Here is a 17,081-nt window from a genome sequence, read left to right on the forward strand (position 1 = left end):
CATTTCAGATCACAAACATTATTCCTCTTTGCTATAAAGTGGATTCTTGTAATATATAAAAGCCTTAATAATATCTATTATTAAGGCTTTTATATTGTAAAAAATAGTTTACAATAAGTTTTTTGTATTTGAAAAGGTTGTATAAATGCGCTTGGAAATTACGTGTCATGACCGTGTTGGTATGGGGCAAAAAGTATTAGGGATTTTTGTTGAACATGGGATTAATGTTCGAGGTATTGAATTAAAACAGCCAGGCAGAATCTTTATCAATATACCTGATTTAGACTTTTCAGATTTACAAAAATTTATGCCACAATTACGTTTGTTAGAAGGAGTAGGGGATGTACGAACAGCACCTTATATGCCATCAGAACGTGAAAGAAATGAATTAGTAACATTAATTAAAACCTTCCCGGATCCTTTTATTTCCCTGGATATTAAAGGTAATATTCGTATCGTAAACAATATCGCTTCTACTATTATGGGGTGTGATAATGATGAAAGCGTGAAAGGTCAGCATGTGAGTCAGTGGCTAAAAGGCTTTAACTTTACTCGTTGGTTAGATAGTGATGATGTCTTAGCGCAAACTTGTCGATTGAAGTTCCAAGGTGAGGACTTTGTCGCCGATATAATGCCAATTAATGTTGCTAGCGAAGATGATACTGAACATAACAAAAAAATCTTGGCTGGGGCTGTACTAATTTTGAAATCTGAAGCCCGTTTAGGCCAACAAATTAATGCTTTTAAACAGCCGAGCGAGAATACTTTTTCAGGGATTCAAGCAAGAAGCACGGGTATGAGAAAAGTAATTAGAGAAGCTAAGCGCATGTCTTTACTTGACTCATCTATTCTAATCATCGGTGAAACAGGCACAGGTAAAGAGCTCTTAGCAAGAGCGTGTCATGCTTCGAGTGAACGTGCTGATCAACCTTTTATGACCTTAAACTGTGCGGCTTTACCTGATGATGTCGCTGAATCTGAATTATTTGGTGTTGGTGAAAAAGATCAAGTTCAGGGCAAACGTGGTATCTTTGAGCTTGCTGACAATGGTAGTGTTTTTCTTGATGAAGTGGGCGAAATGTCTACTAAGCTTCAAAGTAAGTTATTGCGTGTTATTCAAAATGGTAGCTTTAGAAGAGTAAACTCCGAACAAGAAGTTACCGTAAATGTCCGTATTATTAGTTCTACTAATAAAGATTTGCTCCATTTAGTTTCGCTTGGAGAGTTTAGAGAAGATCTTTATTATCGCTTAAATGTTTTCGGTTTGAATATCCCACCATTACGTGAACGAAGAAGCGATATTTTACCGCTGACTGAGTTTTTTATTGCGCATGCTGGGCAACGTATTGGCAGAGTCAATTTAAAATTAACGCCAGAGTGTCGAGATTTTATTGAGCATTACCCATGGCCAGGTAATGTGAGGCAGTTAGAAAATGTGTTAACCCGAGCAACCTCGTTGCTAGAAGGTGATGAGATTGAAATTAGTCACCTTCAACTGCCAGCATATACCCGTGAGCATGGCTATTTAGAACAAGAATTTGAAGGTACACTCGATGCTGCAGTAAAAGGTTTTGAAGCTGATTTATTACGCAAACTTTACCCTGCATACCCAAGTACTAGGCAACTAGCGAAAAAATTGGGTTTAAGTCACACTGCCATTGCTAACAAGCTACGTGAATATGACATTAATAAAAAAACCGTAAAAATTTAGCCTCAATAACATAACAAAAATAGTGAAATACCTTTGTCAGCATATAAGCAAACGTAAGGAATTGTATACTGACAAAGGATAATCGATCTGATATTAATGATATATAACCTCCTCTTTAAGTCATTTAACCGTGACAAATAGAAAATACGGTGTTGTCATGCAAGTGGAAAAATACCTGTAAAGAATTTATTCCAAGGCTTTCTCTGTTCTCTTTTGGAATTACTTGTCGATTTTAGTTAAATATTCATAGAATTAGTCTTCTCTCATTATTGTCTTTTACGAAAGGTTTGCCATGAAATTAGCTACTCTTAAAAATAATACGCGCGACGGTCAACTCGTTGTTGTAAGTCGAAACCTGGAAAAAGCGATTGCTGTACCTAATATTGCTATTACATTGCAAAATGCTCTTGATAACTGGCAAGAGGTAGCTCCTAAATTAACGCTCATTTATAACACCTTAAATAAGACTGTATCTAATACAGATATGGATGGCGTCATTGATTTTGAACAATCTAATTGTGAATCACCATTACCGCGAGCTTATCAATGGGCTGATGGTAGTGCCTATGTGAATCATGTAGAGCTAGTACGAAAAGCCCGTAATGCTGAAATGCCAGAAACCTTTTGGACAGATCCCTTAATGTACCAAGGTGGCTCTGATGCTTTTATTGGTCCTTATGATGATATTAATGTGGCATCTGAAAGCTACGGTATTGATTTTGAGTCGGAAGTGGCAGTCATTACTGATGATGTACCAATGGGCGCTTCTGTAGAGCAAGCAGCAAGCCATATAAAATTATTAATGCTTGTTAATGATGTATCGTTACGTAATTTAATTCCTGGCGAATTAGCCAAGGGATTTGGCTTTTTTAGCTCAAAACCTTCAAGTGCCTTTTCTCCTGTTGCTATTACACCTGATGAGTTGGGGACTGCGTGGAACGGTAAAAAACTACATTTACCATTAATAACCTATTTGAATGACACCTTATTTGGAAAGCCAAATTGCGGTGTTGATATGACGTTTGATTTTCCAACCATTGTTGCTCATGCAGCAAAAACTCGTCCTTTGTCTGCGGGTTGTATCGTTGGCTCAGGCACTATTTCTAATTACGATCGTTCGGCGGGCTCAAGCTGTCTAGCGGAAAAGCGTATGTTAGAAATAGTTGCAAACGGAACTGCTAGTACTGAGTTTATGAAGTTTGGCGATAAAGTCCGTATTGAGATGCTTGACGACAATGGTGATAGTATTTTTGGTGCTATTAATCAAAAGGTTGTCGAATATAAAATATCATAACGAAAGATATTAAAAGTAGGGGATAATATGAAACTTTATGGTTATTGGCGATCAACTGCAGCTTATAGAGTACGGATAGCTTTGTACTTAAAAAAAATCGATTTTGAATCTATTTTCGTACATTTAGTTAAAAATGGTGGAGAGCAATGTAAGGATGATTATACCGCCATTAATCCTAACCAATTAGTGCCAACCTTAATAGATGGTGATTTCACATTACATCAGTCACTAGCAATTATTGATTATCTTGAGTCTAAAAAATCAGGGTTATCATTATATCCTGATAACTTACAAGAGACAGCTAAAGTGAAAGCACTTGCATTAGATATTGCTTGTGAAATTCACCCATTAAATAATTTACGTGTTCAACAATATTTAGTGGATGAACTTAACTTACTAAGTGATGCTAAATTAGCGTGGATTAAGCATTGGATGGTTATCGGTTTTGATGCGATAGAAAAGCAACTTGTACATACCTCTGGCTGTTACTGTTTTAAAGATCAAATAACCGTTGCTGATATTTGTTTAATACCACAAGTGTATAACGCCCATCGTTTTGGTATTGATATGAGTCACTTCCCCTATATAAATCGAGTAGTAGATAATTGCAGTAAACTTGAAGCTTTTCAGTTAGCTCTCCCTGAAAATCAGGCTGACGCACAATCATAATGTTGATCAAAACTTTGCTCATGTAAGTATTATTGCTTAGCGTGTTACATTAAATTGGTAATAGGTGTAAATGAAGTTCAGAGGAATATGTATTAAAGGAATATGTATTAACGGGATAAGAGTCTAGTAACTCTATTTGTGTTGCGATAAGGGAATTATACTAATAATAGGTTGGGTTCTAATCGCGGTTAACGAGATTAGAACCCAACCTGGTAAATTAATGCAATATTCTTGCTTTAATTGTACCGTCAATTGCTTTCAATGCTTTTAATGCTTGTGCGCTATCAGATGACTCAATATCAATAACCACATAACCAATTTCTGAATCTGTTTGTAAATATTGTGAAGCAATATTTATATTGTTTTCAGCAAAGGCTTGGTTAATTTTTGTTAAAACGCCTGGTTGGTTATGATGAATGTGTAATAAGCGGCTTGTTCCTGTTTCTCCAGGTAAAGAATGCTCTGGCAGTGATACTTCTGGGAAGTTAACTGCTGATAAGCTAGAGCCATTGTCAGAATATTTAGCTAATTTACTTGCTACTTCTAAACCAATGTTTTCTTGTGCTTCTTTAGTACTACCACCAATATGTGGTGTTAGAATTACATTATCAAAACCACGTAATGGTGATACGAATTCATCATCATTACCTTTTGGCTCAACAGGGAATACATCAATAGCAGCACCGGCTATTTTCTTGTCTGTCAATGCTTGTGCAAGTGCTTCTATATCCACAACGGTACCGCGAGAAGCGTTAATAAAAATAGCGCCTTTTTTCATCGCAGTAAACTGATCTTTACCTATCATATACTGTGTTTGAGGTGTTTCTGGTACATGTAAACTAACAACATCAGCTTCATTTAATAGTGATTTCAATGAAGATGATTGACTTGCATTACCTAAAGGTAATTTAGTTTCTATGTCGTAAAATCTAACACGCATACCTAATGTTTCGGCTAAAATACCAAGTTGAGTTCCAATATGTCCGTAACCAATAATACCGAGTGTTTTACCACGAGCCTCAAAAGAGCCTACTGCTGATTTTAACCATTCACCACGATGTGCTTTTGCACTTTTTTCTGGAATACCACGTAGCAGTAATAATGCTTCGCCTAATACTAATTCAGCAACAGAACGAGTGTTAGAAAAAGGTGCGTTAAATACTGGAATACCACGTTTTTTAGCTGCTTTGATATCAACTTGGTTTGTTCCAATACAAAAACAGCCAATAGCGACAAGCTTTTTAGCATGAGTTATTACTTCATCAGTTAGCTGAGTACGAGAACGAATACCGATAAAATGCACATCAGCTATTTTGGCAATTAAATCATCATTAGAAAGTGATGTTTTAATATACTCAATATTCGTATAACCTTTCTCTTTTAACTCCTCAAGTGCGCTTTGATGAACACCTTCAAGTAAAAGGATTTTTATTTTGTCTTTTGCTAATGATTTTTTGCTTATTGTCATAAGGTATGGCTTCACTTATTTAAGTTAGAATTACATTGTTAGTAAAAAAGTCAGTTAAATAAAAGTCAGCTAAATAAAACGTTTAGATGGCTAGATATCTATAATTTCAGTAAGATAACATATAGCGTATAAACTCTAAAGAAAATATTTAAGCAAACAAATCAAGTGTTTGATTTTTATGTTTATTTATCTGATTGCTTAGGTGAATTAGTTCGGTGAATGAGCGCTAGGTGTTCTAAATTATATTTTTATTATTTAATGTAAATTAATTTAATAACCTATAAGTATATGATATTACTTAATAACTTTAATGCCGCTAGCGCTACCAAGGATCAATACATCAGCACCTCTTGCGGCAAATAAACCATTTGAGACAACACCAACAATAGCATTAATATCAGCTTCTAACTTTTTAGCATCAATAATCTTTAAGTTATGCACATCAATAATGATATTACCATTATCAGTAATAACACCTTGACGATATTCAGGGTCGCCGCCAAGTTTTACTAATTGTCGAGCAACATAGCTACGCGCCATAGGAATCACTTCAATTGGTAATGGGAAAGTACCTAATATGTCAACTAACTTTGAATCGTCAGCGATGCAAATAAATTGATTGGCAACAGCGGCAACAATTTTTTCTCTTGTGAGTGCAGCACCACCACCTTTGATCATGGTTAAATACTCGTTAACTTCATCAGCACCATCAACATAAACATCTAAAACACCAATGTTATTAAGATCAAATACCTCAATGCCATGTGCTTCCAAACGTTTAGTCGACTCATCAGAGCTGGAAACTGCACCTTCTATATCATCTTTAATCGTTGCTAAAGCGTCAATAAAGTAATTAACGGTAGAGCCAGTACCAACACCAACAATAGTGCCTTCTTTAATAAATTCTAATGCTTTATATGCTGCTGCTTTTTTCATTTCATCTTGTGTCATGAGTTTGCCTTATAGGTGTTTAGCTATTTTTAGTATTTCATTAATAGCGCAGATTATAGCAGTAGCTTGTTAAAAAGACAGTAATAGCAATTTATACTAAGTTGGTATTAACTAAATTGAATTAGTTCTTTTTAGATTAAAATTGTAAGTGTGAGTGGGGGTGATAATTTTTGGCAATGGTATATCCCAATTTTCTACAGGAATAGTCTCGACTTGTTGGCAATCATGAGCAAGCCCTATTGGATAGAAGTGATGTTGTTGCCAATTGGCAAGTGTTCTATCGTAAAAGCCACCACCCATTCCTAATCGAGCACCCTTATCGTCAAAAGCAACTAATGGTGTGAATAAAAGATCAAGTTGGGCTAATGGGCAAATTTTATTGACGGCTAATTTAGGTTCAAAAATACCATAGCTATTTTGTATCATTACGCTATTTTCTTCATATAAAAGGAATAGCAAATGACCTGAACAAAATGGATGTAAAACGGGCAAATAAACATGTTTATTTTGTTGCCAGCACCAACGAATAAATGGCTGTAAATCTAATTCGCCGTCATTAGCTAAGTACAAAGCAATATGTTGAGATTTTTTTACAAAAATACTTTTTTTTAATGTTAATAATAAAGCCTGAGCAGCTTCTTGTTGAAATGTATTTGTGAGCTCTTTTCTTCTGCTACGAATTGTTTTTCTAATTGAGTTTCTATCGCAGTATTGGGTTGGTATTAATAAAGATTTAGTCATTTAATATTTCTTAATTGAAAATAAAGGTGGGTGTATTGAAACACCCACCTAATGCTAAATAAAAGTTAATTAAGCATTATTATTTGCTAAATTAGGATTAGTCTTTGTTTCATTTTCATCTGATACATTTTCCCAGAATCGTGACTTGAAACCTATTAGTAAAACAATCAAACCAATACTAATCGTAAATAAGCTAATTTGTATGTATAGCGAAGGTATTTGAGAAACATTATTTGGATCATAATTACCTGCTAATAAACCTGAAATGATATTTCCAATAGAATAAGTTAATACAAAAATACCCATCATTTGTCCTGCAAAGCGTTTTGGTGATAATTTACTTACCGCACTCAACGCTACAGGGCTTAAGCATAATTCACCAACAGTATGTAAGAAATAAGTCGCCACTAACCAATAAGGCGCAATTTTCATTCCTGACGCTGCATATTGTGCTGCAAAAAACATAACAATAAAGCCGCTGCCCATAATAATTAAACCAATTGCACATTTTATTCCATAAGAAGGACTTACAAGTCTTTTTCCTAAATTAATCCATAAAGCAGCAAAGAAAGGAGATAATAAGACAATGAATATAGAATTTAACGATTGAAACCATCCTGTTGGTATTTCAAATGAGCCGACGATACGGTCAGTATAATCACGAGTAAATAAGTTCATTGAAGAGCCTGCTTGCTCAAAACCAGACCAAAAACAAGCGGAAGCGACACAGATAATAAGTAGCGCTATGAGTTTTTTCTTTTCAGCAACAGATAAAGAACCACCGAAATAAATAGTGGCATAGTAAACGACGAAAATAGCAGAAAAAGCAACAGCAACATATTGCGCAATAGTTACCGGTACAATTGTAACAATACCTTGAAATATGGCATAAGTTAACGCTGCAACGCTAGCTAAAAATATAGCGATAATAGTCCAACTTAATTTTTGTGCCTTTTTTGATAAAGGATAAACTGGTTTTGCGCCAACACCATTAAGGTTAGGTGTTGTAATTTTGTACTGAATTAAGCCTACAGCCATACCTATGGCAGCAGCACCAAACGCCCAGTGCCAACCTTGATTTTCCATTAGATAACCACAAACACCGTAACCTATGATTGAACCTATATTAATACCCATATAATAAATGGCGTAACCACTGTCACGACGAACATCTTCATCAGAATATAGTTGACCAACCATGGCACCAATATTTGGTTTTAATAAGCCTGTACCTAAGACAACAAAAATCAAACCAATAAAGAATGAATACTCGCTAGGAATAGCTAAAATGATATGACCAATCATAATGATGATACCGCCATACCATACGGCTTTTTGTCCACCCATTAATCTATCAGCGAGCCAACCACCGGGAAGTCCCATAAAATATACACAACCTGTGTATAATCCGTAAATTGCAGCTGCTGAAGCAACGGTTAAACTTAAACCACCTTCTTGTAAAGTCGCCGTCATAAATAAAACAAGTAACATGCGCATGCCGTAATAACTCATGCGCTCCCACATTTCTGTAAAAAAAAGCGTTTTAAGGCCACTCGGCTGACCAAAAAAGTCTTTTGCTGGTTTTGATGACATAAAATTGTCCTAATTTTCATTATTATATTAAGTAGAGATACTTGCGTAAATGTACACTTTGCCTTAAAAATTCAAACGGCAAAAAAAATGCACAATGTGCTTTTATACCTGTGCTTTGGTTTAAAGGCAAGTTTGGATAACGAACAAGGTACTGGTTAATTGAAGTTGTGTAGCGAAATCTTTCCTAGAATAAAAAATAAAATGGGCAATAAGGCAATTTCAAAAGGAATCTATTGCTATTAATTGATGATATTACAATCATGCACAGTTTAAGCACTAACATGCATGACTTTGAAGTTGTTTGCCTATAAATATACTGTTAAACTTTTGTTATTATTATTATGTGAATATTATGCGAAATAAAATGCTAAATAAATTTATTAAACGTATTTACGTATAGTTTAAGCACTCTCAATTCTTATGGTCACTAGTTAGTGGAATTTAATACAATTTTAAATGGAATAATTCAATGTCAATTACATTAAGTGAAGTAAAAATAGCTATTATTGGTCTGGGCTATGTAGGTTTACCCTTAGCTGTAGAGTTTGGGAAGAAATATCCAACTCTAGGCTTTGATATTAACACCAAGCGTGTAGAAGAGCTAAAGCAAGGTCACGATTTCACTTTAGAAGTGTCAGCAGATGAATTAGCTGACTCAGCTTTTATTTCATACTCTTGTGATGTAGAAGCATTAAAATCTAGTAATGTTTATATTGTAACGGTACCAACGCCTATTGATGAACATAAGCAACCGGATTTAACTCCGCTTGTTAAAGCAAGTCAAATGCTTGCTACTGTTATCAAAAAAGGCGATGTTGTCATATATGAATCAACTGTTTACCCTGGAGCAACTGAAGACGTTTGTATTCCGCAAATAGAAAAAAATTCAGGTTTAGTGTTCAACAAAGACTTTTTTGCCGGTTACTCACCTGAACGTATTAATCCAGGTGATAAAGAACACAGAGTGACTAATATTTTAAAAGTTACGTCAGGTTCAACGAGTGAAATTGCAGATTTTATTGATAGTCTATACGGCTCAATTATCACGGCAGGGACATATAAAGCGTCAAGTATCCAAGTTGCAGAAGCTGCAAAAGTTATTGAAAATACCCAACGTGATTTAAATATAGCGTTAATAAATGAACTTGCCGTTATTTTTAATAAGTTAAATATTGATACTGAAGAAGTATTGAAAGCTGCTGGCACAAAGTGGAACTTTTTACCGTTCCGTCCAGGTTTAGTTGGCGGTCATTGTATTGGAGTAGATCCTTATTATTTAACACATAAAGCTCAATCTATAGGATACAATCCAGAAGTTATTCTAGCAGGTCGTCGTATTAATGATGGGATGGGTGCTTATGTCGTTTCGCAACTTATTAAAACAATGATTAAACGTAATATAGGTGTTAATGGCGCTAACGTTTTAGTGATGGGATTAACTTTTAAAGAAAACTGTCCTGATGTTCGTAATACTAAAATTGTTGATATTTTATCTGAACTTGCCGAGTACGATACCAATGTAGATGTTTATGACCCTTGGGTTAATCCTAGCGAAGCAAAAGATGAGTATGGCGTAGAGTTAATAGTTAAACCTAAAAATTCTCATTATGACGCTGTTATTTTCGCTGTAGCTCATAATGAATTTAAAGCATTATCAAATGATGATATTAAAGGTTTAATGAAAACTGATCATGTTATTTATGATTTAAAATATATGCTTGATCCTCAATTAGCCGATATTCGTTTATAGGTTAGGCAAGTCTTTTCATTCTTTAGATGTTTCGCTTTCCTCTTGCTATGAGGGAAGCGAAACATTTAAAGGTGTAAAAATGAAGAGTAAGATTTTTAATTAAGTGTCAAATCAAGAAGTTTTGCATCAATCTAACTGAATAGTTATCATTTCTATACCATCTTATTTTCGTCATTTCGTAAGTATTTAATACGAAATTTAACAATCAAATATATTAATTTCAGGTTTACTTTATGACTCGTTATCAAGAAATAAAAATACAATTAACATCCGCACCTAAAACATGGTTAGTCACTGGGTGTGCTGGCTTCATTGGCTCTAACTTATTAGAAACTTTATTACTTTTAAATCAAAACGTAGTAGGGCTAGATAACTTTGCGACAGGACATCAGCATAATTTAGATGAAGTTAAAGGACAAGTTTCCGCTGAGCAATGGCAAAACTTTACTTTTATTGAAGGTGATATTCGTAGTCTTGATGATTGTAAAAAAGCAGTGGGTACAGTTGATAAAAAAGTTGATTATATTCTTCATCAAGCTGCATTAGGATCTGTACCGCGCTCTATTGCTGATCCTATTTTAACTAACTCTGCTAATATAACGGGTTTTTTAAATATGTTGGTTGCAGCAAAAGAAGCTATGGTTAGTAGCTTTGTTTATGCTGCTTCTAGCTCAACTTATGGTGATCACCCTGCATTACCTAAAATAGAAGAAAATATTGGTAAGCCATTATCACCTTATGCGGTTACCAAATATGTAAATGAACTATATGCGGATGTTTTTAATAAAACTTATGGACTCAATGCTACTGGTTTACGTTACTTTAATGTGTTTGGTAAACGTCAAGACCCGGACGGAGCGTATGCTGCTGTTATTCCTAAATGGACTGCAGCCATGATTGAAAATCAAGATGTTCAGGTTAATGGTGATGGTGAAACAAGTAGAGATTTTTGTTTTATAGAAAATGCAGTACAGGCTAATATTTTAGCAGCGACAGCTCCAGATAGTGGAAAGAACCAAGTCTATAATGTTGCTTTAGGTGATAGAACTACTTTAAACACGTTATTTGACAGCTTAAAGAGTGCTTTGCAAAGTAATGGTATTAAATATCAAAAATCACCTGTTTACCGTGAATTTAGAGCGGGCGATGTACGTCACTCACAAGCCGATATTTCAAAAGCAAAATCAATGATAGGTTTTGAACCAGAATTTAAAATTCAACAAGGCATTGATAAAGCAATGCCTTGGTATGTTTCATTTTTGTTGAATAAGTAAAGTAGCTTTTTGGTTAAAGGTTAAAGTTAACAGCTTGACCTGGTCAGCTTAACGTTTAGCTACATATACAACTGAAAAGGGGATTACTAAGTTAATTCCCTTTTTGCATAAGTCATATAAATGATCTTCTTCACTTGGTATTAATTTAAGTGCAGACATTCATCATCAAGATAAGTATTAGGCTCATTAACAAAAACTAAAGTTCGTTGGCGATAACAAAAATAACTATTAATACCTTCAGGAAAATGGCTTGATATTGCATCGCCTATTTTCTTCGCTGTATTTATGATGTCGTTATCAATACGAAAAGGATTTTTAATGACAAAATCTCTGTTGATACGCCACATAATATCTAACCCTTCGCTGGATGAATATTCAGACAGTTTTTGATAAAGCGTTTCTCCTACTCTAAAGGGGCGGCTTTCTTCGGTTCCACGCCAGCTTCTAGGGTAAGAGCGTGTGGTTATTTCTCTTGCTTGTAATATTTTAGTTAAATCACCTTCCGGCTCTGGCAAAAAAATAACATTATTTACTATTTTTCTGTCTTCTTTATCACCATAAACTTTAGCATAAAAATTAGAGAGCCCTTCAGCTGCAGCATTTGGTCTTTTGGTGTTAAGTTGCTTTTTTATCGTACCACTAGCTTCAAGTGTTGATGATTGTGCATCACCTTGATTTGAAGAAAGCAGTAAATCTTTATTGAGAAAAAAAGCAACAGCAAGACCAATCAAGATAGCTGCAATAATAGCACTTCGAATCCAAAACCCCATATAGGTACACTTCCAATTGCTATAATGTTGAATATAAGGCTATACCATACAAAATAGTTAAATAATTATCAAAGAATAACAGTATATATTCATCGCTTCGTTGATTATTGATTACTCGTAATGCGTGTTACTTGTAAACAGAAGGTTCATCTGGGTTAGGGCGAGTTTTAAATCGTCGGTGTAACCACATATATTGTTCTGGTTTTTGAGAAATCGCTTTCTCTAATTCTTGATTCACGCGTATTAAGTCAGCTTCGTCATCTTTACTTGGAAAATTATCAAATGGTGGAGAAATTGTTAAGGTATAGCCACTGTCATCTTCATTTCTAATTGGAACGATCATCATTGTTTCAACATTTTTTTGTCGCGCAAAAATTAACGTACCTGTTGTTGTTGCAGTCTCTTTTACACCAAAAAAGGGGACGAATAAACTGCGATTTCTGCCGTAGTCTTGATCAGGTAAATAAATACAGGCTTCTTTATCTCTTAAAGCTTTCATCAGGCCTTTGACGTCTTTTTTACCTAACATATATTTATTTGAACGCCCACGCCCACGAAATTGGAAGAACTCCATTAAAGGGTTATTATGCGGGCGATAAAACACTACCATCGGATGTCCATAACCTATTCCACGTGCATTAATTTCTACACTTAAATAATGCATTGCAAGCAAGAGAATACCTTTACCTTCGCTTTGCGCTTTTTCTATATGTTCTAACCCAATCACATTAAACTTTCGTTTAATACGCCAATCTGGCCACCACCAACCCATGCCAGTTTCAAATAATGCAATGCCTGTGTTTTCGAAGTTTTTCTTTAATATTACTTCTCTTTCTTGCTCGCTCATTTCTGGAAAGCACAACTTTAAGTTAACATCCGCAATGTGTTTTCTTTTGGAGCCTATTTTATATAGTAGACGCCCTAGCATTCGACCTAAGCCTAATTGCCACTTGTAAGGGAGCCACGAAATACTGTAAAGAATAAAAACGCCTAGCCAAGTTAACCAGTATTTAGGCAATAAAAAGGCTAGTTTAAAATCAGGCTGTAAAACTTTATTTTTACTCACAGTGTTTTCTCTTGATAGGATTAAGGAGATTATTTGATGTTAATTATATCGATTAACAGCAGTTATGTGAAAGAAGAACTGACGGTTTTATTAAAAGTGCGGCTACCTTTAGCTGTAGTCTAATTTTTTCACTGTTTTTTAAGTAAAACGGTATTAGTAATTAAGGTGCTTTTATTATAAAAAAAGGGGCCGTATTAAATAGGTCCCCTTAATTACTTTATTCTTTAATATTACTTTGCAGCCATTAATCCTGTATTAATTGACGTGATGTCTTCGTCGGTAATAGTACCGCCAGCACGTTTTAATAATAATATGTTTTGAATGTAAGAATAACGCGTTGATGATAAATTACGTTTTGCGTTGTATAGATTACGCGTGCTATCTAATACGTCAACAATAGTACGTGTGCCTACTTCAAAACCAGCTTCCGTTGCTTCTAATGCTTTGGTTGCGCTCAGTACTGACTGTTCAAAAGCTTTAATACTAGAGATACTTGCTACTACTGTGTTGTATGCATTACGAGTAGTACGTACAACTGAACGATGTGTTTGCATTAAATCTTGGCTAGCTAGAACAAAGTTATTTTGGGCAGTACGGACACTACTTTCTATTGCGCCACCTGAATAAAGAGGTACATTCAGAGTTACACCTACTGAATAATCATTTAAGGCTGGCGTATTAATGTTAATAGAATTGATGTCTGATTCACTGTCGCTACTTTTATAATTAGCGTCAAAATCTAGTGTTGGATAATGACCTGCTTTAGCTGAACTAATTGTTTGTTTGGCAATTTCAATACCGACTCTAGATGCAATTAAATCTAAGTTTTTTGCTTCAGCCGCTTTTTGCCATTCATCAGCACTATTTGGTGTAGGTGTTGATGTGCTAAAGCGATCTGTATTTAATACATTAATGCTTTTAGGGTAATTGTTAGTAATAACACGTAATTCTTCTTCAGCACTAAAAATTGCATTTTTAGCACGAATCTCTTCTGTTACTGCAGTATCATACTGAGCTTGTGCTTCGTGTACATCAGTTATTGCCGTTAAACCTACAGAAAAACGCTGTTTAGTTTGTTCAAGTTGACGAGCAATCGCTGCTTTTTCTGATTGAGCAAAAACTAAATCATCTTTAGTGCTTAATAAAGAGAAATACGCTTGTGCAACACGTACAATTAAATCTTGTTTTGCTACTTGATAAATCAAATCACTTTGATGAGCAGATTTTTCAGCTATATTTAAACGTAACCAGCTGTCATGATGATAAAGCTGCATGTTCAGGTTCGCGCCATAACCTAGCGATTTATATTCTGTTGTATACACATCATTAATATCATAATCATAGCTTTCGCTTTGACCGTCACTATAATTAGCATAGGCGCTAATTTGTGGTAATAATGCTGAACGTGCTAGCGTAATGTCTTCTTTGACTATTTCAAATTGAGCTCGAGCTTTTAAAACAACGGTGTCGTTTAATAAGGCTTGTTGATAAACCGATAATAAGTCTTCGGCATGAGTGTTCGTCGCTGATATTGTACCTACAAGCGCTATAATAATTGTACTTAAAGTTTTTTTCATGAGTCGAGCTTTCCTTGGGCGATGAGTTCCCGTTTATAGTGATATAATGAAATATCTTATATATATACAAGATTATGTTACAGGGGTTTTGAAACTAACCAAATAAAATCAATATCCGATAGTGTAACAAATTATTATTAAAAAGAGAGTGTTTATGCAAGATAATCAAAGTAAATCAATATCTATGCTGCAATATACCCAAAATGACGTATCAATTTCAGCAATTAATACTAAATATAAAGGTTTTTTTAAAGTAGATGAATATCAACTTCAGCATAAGTTGTTTTCTCAAAAATTCAGTAAACATATGAAGCGTGAAGTATTCGAACGTGGTGATGCCGTTGTTGTTATGTTGTACGATGCTATCGAAGATAATTTATTATTATTAGAGCAATTTAGAGCCGGGGCATTACGTACCGAGCAAACACCTTGGTTACTTGAATTTGTAGCAGGGATGTTTGAAAGTAATGAGAACTCTATTGATGTTGCAATACGAGAAACGAAAGAAGAAGCAGGTATTAACTTAGAAGTAAGCAATATGAAGCCCATAATGAAATATCTTTCTAGCCCCGGAGGAATGAGCGAATGTATTCATTTATATTGGGCTAAGTTTGATAGCCACAAAGTCTCGCCTGGTAGTGTTCATGGTTTAGAGGATGAAAATGAAGATATATTACTTCATATTGTCTCGCGTACAGAGGCGTTAACACTATTAAAGGAAGGGAAGATTATCAATGCATCTACCATCATTGGCTTACAATGGTTAGCAATGAACTATCAAAGTCTGTAGGTTGAATTTATTAATCATATGCTGCAAGATCAAATCTTTCTCAGTTTCAACAAATGACACCCATCAATAAATGACATTTAATATAGTACACGCAGCACAACTATATTATTAATATTACAACAACATAGCCCAGCATAGGATATTAGTGAGTTTTTTCCCAAATAGCACAGTGAATAGAAGAACAAGGTATCAACCTAACTTAGTTAGCTTGATGACTTTGTGTGCTAACAATTATTTTTTATTATTGAAAATACAAGCTGATAAAACGGCACTTAACCAACAGCGTCATTTTTTTATTAATGAGCACCTTACCTATGTGGTAACAGTGAATGAAGTCACTCGCTATACATCACTCATTACTTTTGAACAAAAAATGCTTACTCGAACTACCGATAAAGAGAAAACATATACTCATTCACTTCATCCTCGTATGAGTATTCGTTTGTATCATGATGCTCGTCTGGCGGAAGTCATTAGTAATCAAGATGTTTTTCAAGTGAAACCCCGTTACGATTACCCAAATAAAGATATGCATCAGCAAGATGAAAAACAGCAAATAAATCAGTTTTTAAACGAGTGGTTACATCTTTGTTTAGAGCATGGTCAGGTTAATTTAACGCTAAAAAAGAACGGATAATAAATTTATGAATCGCCCAGCAGAAACGTTTGTTATTGCACAATTTAGTGATTGTCACTTATTTGCTGACAAGCAAGCTAAGCATTTAGGTGCAAATGTTTGGCAAAATTTAAACCGTGTTTTAACTGATATTGCTCAACGAAAAAATGTTGATGGCATTGTTTTTACTGGTGATCTTACTCAAGATCATACTGAAGACTCCTATCATCATTTTGTTCATGCTATTGAGCAAGCAAAGTTTGCTATCCCGGTATATTTTTTAGCGGGTAATCATGATGATCGCGCTTTATTGAGCCAACATCTAGTAGAGCCTAATTTTCAACCTAATAAAATGCTTTATAATGACTTTTGGCAAATACAGTTATTAGATAGTAAAAGCGATACACCGTCAGGTTTAGTTTCATCACAAAATTTACAGGCGTTATCACAACAAATGGATAGCACTAAATTTCAATTGTTAATGATGCATCACCATCCTATCGACGTAGGCTACTATATTGATAAACATGGACTATTAGCTCAAGATGATTTTTGGAAAACGATTGCAGAGTTAAATGAAAAGGACGGTCAAATTAAAGGTATTGCATGTGGACATGTTCACAGAGCAGTACACTTATCTAAATTTAATGTTGATGTGTATACTTGTCCAGCAACTTCTGTACAGTTTGGTGATACAAAAGAAGAAATAGGCTCTATTTTACCAAGTTACCAACTTCTTTATCTTGAAAGTAATGGTACAATGAGCCGCGAAATTATCGTGTTCTGATATAGTTTTAATATTAGCTTTAAT

15 protein-coding genes are annotated in these 17,081 nt (G+C 34.7%); 8 read left to right on the forward strand and 7 right to left on the reverse strand.

The features are described from left to right. Positions 1–145 precede the first annotated feature (145 nt). From tyrR to maiA, 3 genes are all read left to right on the forward strand, one after another. Entirely contained in the window at positions 146–1,711 is a 1,566-nt protein-coding gene (tyrR, locus tag GQS55_RS04815) for a transcriptional regulator TyrR (protein ID WP_159818454.1), read from the forward strand. Positions 1,712–2,003: 292 nt separating this feature from the next. Then, positions 2,004–3,005: a fumarylacetoacetate hydrolase family protein gene (locus tag GQS55_RS04820; RefSeq protein ID WP_159818456.1), complete on the forward strand. Its 1,002-nt coding sequence runs from the start codon at positions 2,004–2,006 to the stop codon at positions 3,003–3,005. Between the two features lie 27 nt (positions 3,006–3,032). Then, positions 3,033–3,674 (forward strand): maleylacetoacetate isomerase, encoded by a 642-nt coding sequence (gene maiA / locus GQS55_RS04825; RefSeq protein ID WP_159818458.1) that lies wholly within the window; start codon positions 3,033–3,035, stop codon positions 3,672–3,674. A 217-nt stretch (positions 3,675–3,891) separates the two neighbouring features. Here maiA and serA read toward each other — a convergent pair whose 3' ends face one another. The 4 genes from serA to GQS55_RS04845 form a co-directional block, all read right to left on the reverse strand. Beyond that, positions 3,892–5,136 (reverse strand): phosphoglycerate dehydrogenase, encoded by a 1,245-nt coding sequence (gene serA, locus GQS55_RS04830; RefSeq protein ID WP_159822561.1) that lies wholly within the window; start codon positions 5,134–5,136, stop codon positions 3,892–3,894. 300 nt (positions 5,137–5,436) lie between these two features. Then, entirely contained in the window at positions 5,437–6,093 is a 657-nt protein-coding gene (gene rpiA, locus GQS55_RS04835) for a ribose-5-phosphate isomerase RpiA (RefSeq protein WP_159818460.1), read from the reverse strand. A 111-nt stretch (positions 6,094–6,204) separates the two neighbouring features. Beyond that, complete coding sequence (locus tag GQS55_RS04840; RefSeq protein ID WP_159818462.1) at positions 6,205–6,834, reverse strand: 5-formyltetrahydrofolate cyclo-ligase; 630 nt, start codon at positions 6,832–6,834, stop codon at positions 6,205–6,207. A 69-nt stretch (positions 6,835–6,903) separates the two neighbouring features. After that, a complete protein-coding gene (locus GQS55_RS04845; protein WP_159818464.1) occupies positions 6,904–8,427 on the reverse strand; it encodes a peptide MFS transporter in 1,524 nt (507 codons plus the stop codon). A gap of 469 nt (positions 8,428–8,896) precedes the next feature. Here GQS55_RS04845 and tviB point away from each other — a divergent pair, with 469 nt between their 5' ends. Next, positions 8,897–10,177, forward strand: a complete 1,281-nt coding sequence (tviB, locus tag GQS55_RS04850; RefSeq protein WP_159818466.1) for a Vi polysaccharide biosynthesis UDP-N-acetylglucosamine C-6 dehydrogenase TviB — start codon at positions 8,897–8,899, stop codon at positions 10,175–10,177. 233 nt (positions 10,178–10,410) lie between these two features. Next, positions 10,411–11,451: an NAD-dependent epimerase/dehydratase family protein gene (locus GQS55_RS04855; protein ID WP_159818468.1), complete on the forward strand. Its 1,041-nt coding sequence runs from the start codon at positions 10,411–10,413 to the stop codon at positions 11,449–11,451. A 140-nt stretch (positions 11,452–11,591) separates the two neighbouring features. Here GQS55_RS04855 and GQS55_RS04860 read toward each other — a convergent pair whose 3' ends face one another. The 3 genes from GQS55_RS04860 to tolC all read right to left on the reverse strand — a co-directional run bounded on the left by GQS55_RS04860 (position 11,592) and on the right by tolC (position 14,864). Then, the gene (locus GQS55_RS04860) at positions 11,592–12,221 is read right to left on the reverse strand and encodes a TcpQ domain-containing protein (RefSeq protein ID WP_159818470.1); all 630 of its coding nucleotides are present in this window, start codon (positions 12,219–12,221) and stop codon (positions 11,592–11,594) included. 127 nt (positions 12,222–12,348) lie between these two features. After that, entirely contained in the window at positions 12,349–13,287 is a 939-nt protein-coding gene (gene lpxL, locus GQS55_RS04865) for an LpxL/LpxP family Kdo(2)-lipid IV(A) lauroyl/palmitoleoyl acyltransferase (RefSeq protein WP_159818472.1), read from the reverse strand. Between the two features lie 230 nt (positions 13,288–13,517). Further along, positions 13,518–14,864 (reverse strand): outer membrane channel protein TolC, encoded by a 1,347-nt coding sequence (gene tolC, locus GQS55_RS04870; protein ID WP_159818474.1) that lies wholly within the window; start codon positions 14,862–14,864, stop codon positions 13,518–13,520. Positions 14,865–15,018: 154 nt separating this feature from the next. Here tolC and GQS55_RS04875 point away from each other — a divergent pair, with 154 nt between their 5' ends. The 3 genes from GQS55_RS04875 (at position 15,019) to GQS55_RS04885 (ending at position 17,057) form a co-directional block, all read left to right on the forward strand. Next, positions 15,019–15,654 carry an NUDIX domain-containing protein gene (locus GQS55_RS04875; RefSeq protein ID WP_159818476.1) on the forward strand — a complete coding sequence of 212 codons (636 nt, stop codon included), beginning with the start codon at positions 15,019–15,021 and terminating at the stop codon, positions 15,652–15,654. Between the two features lie 145 nt (positions 15,655–15,799). Continuing rightward, entirely contained in the window at positions 15,800–16,291 is a 492-nt protein-coding gene (locus tag GQS55_RS04880; RefSeq protein ID WP_159818478.1) for a DUF1249 domain-containing protein, read from the forward strand. 7 nt (positions 16,292–16,298) lie between these two features. Further along, positions 16,299–17,057, forward strand: a complete 759-nt coding sequence (locus GQS55_RS04885; protein WP_159818480.1) for a metallophosphoesterase — start codon at positions 16,299–16,301, stop codon at positions 17,055–17,057. Positions 17,058–17,081: the final 24 nt, after the last annotated feature.

The organism is Colwellia sp. 20A7 (assembly GCF_009832865.1).
Classification (GTDB): Bacteria; Pseudomonadota; Gammaproteobacteria; order Enterobacterales; family Alteromonadaceae; genus Colwellia.

What these genes read in the sequence shown, in the direction of transcription:
- tyrR (WP_159818454.1), top strand. Translation starts at nt 146, where the DNA reads ATGCGCTTGGAAATTACGTGTCATGACCGTGTTGGTATGGGGCAAAAA.
- GQS55_RS04820 (WP_159818456.1), top strand. Translation starts at nt 2,004, where the DNA reads ATGAAATTAGCTACTCTTAAAAATAATACGCGCGACGGTCAACTCGTT.
- maiA (WP_159818458.1), top strand. Translation starts at nt 3,033, where the DNA reads ATGAAACTTTATGGTTATTGGCGATCAACTGCAGCTTATAGAGTACGG.
- rpiA (WP_159818460.1), bottom strand. Translation starts at nt 6,093, where the DNA reads ATGACACAAGATGAAATGAAAAAAGCAGCAGCATATAAAGCATTAGAA.
- GQS55_RS04840 (WP_159818462.1), bottom strand. Translation starts at nt 6,834, where the DNA reads ATGACTAAATCTTTATTAATACCAACCCAATACTGCGATAGAAACTCA.
- GQS55_RS04845 (WP_159818464.1), bottom strand. Translation starts at nt 8,427, where the DNA reads ATGTCATCAAAACCAGCAAAAGACTTTTTTGGTCAGCCGAGTGGCCTT.
- tviB (WP_159818466.1), top strand. Translation starts at nt 8,897, where the DNA reads ATGTCAATTACATTAAGTGAAGTAAAAATAGCTATTATTGGTCTGGGC.
- GQS55_RS04855 (WP_159818468.1), top strand. Translation starts at nt 10,411, where the DNA reads ATGACTCGTTATCAAGAAATAAAAATACAATTAACATCCGCACCTAAA.
- GQS55_RS04860 (WP_159818470.1), bottom strand. Translation starts at nt 12,221, where the DNA reads ATGGGGTTTTGGATTCGAAGTGCTATTATTGCAGCTATCTTGATTGGT.
- tolC (WP_159818474.1), bottom strand. Translation starts at nt 14,864, where the DNA reads ATGAAAAAAACTTTAAGTACAATTATTATAGCGCTTGTAGGTACAATA.
- GQS55_RS04875 (WP_159818476.1), top strand. Translation starts at nt 15,019, where the DNA reads ATGCAAGATAATCAAAGTAAATCAATATCTATGCTGCAATATACCCAA.
- GQS55_RS04885 (WP_159818480.1), top strand. Translation starts at nt 16,299, where the DNA reads ATGAATCGCCCAGCAGAAACGTTTGTTATTGCACAATTTAGTGATTGT.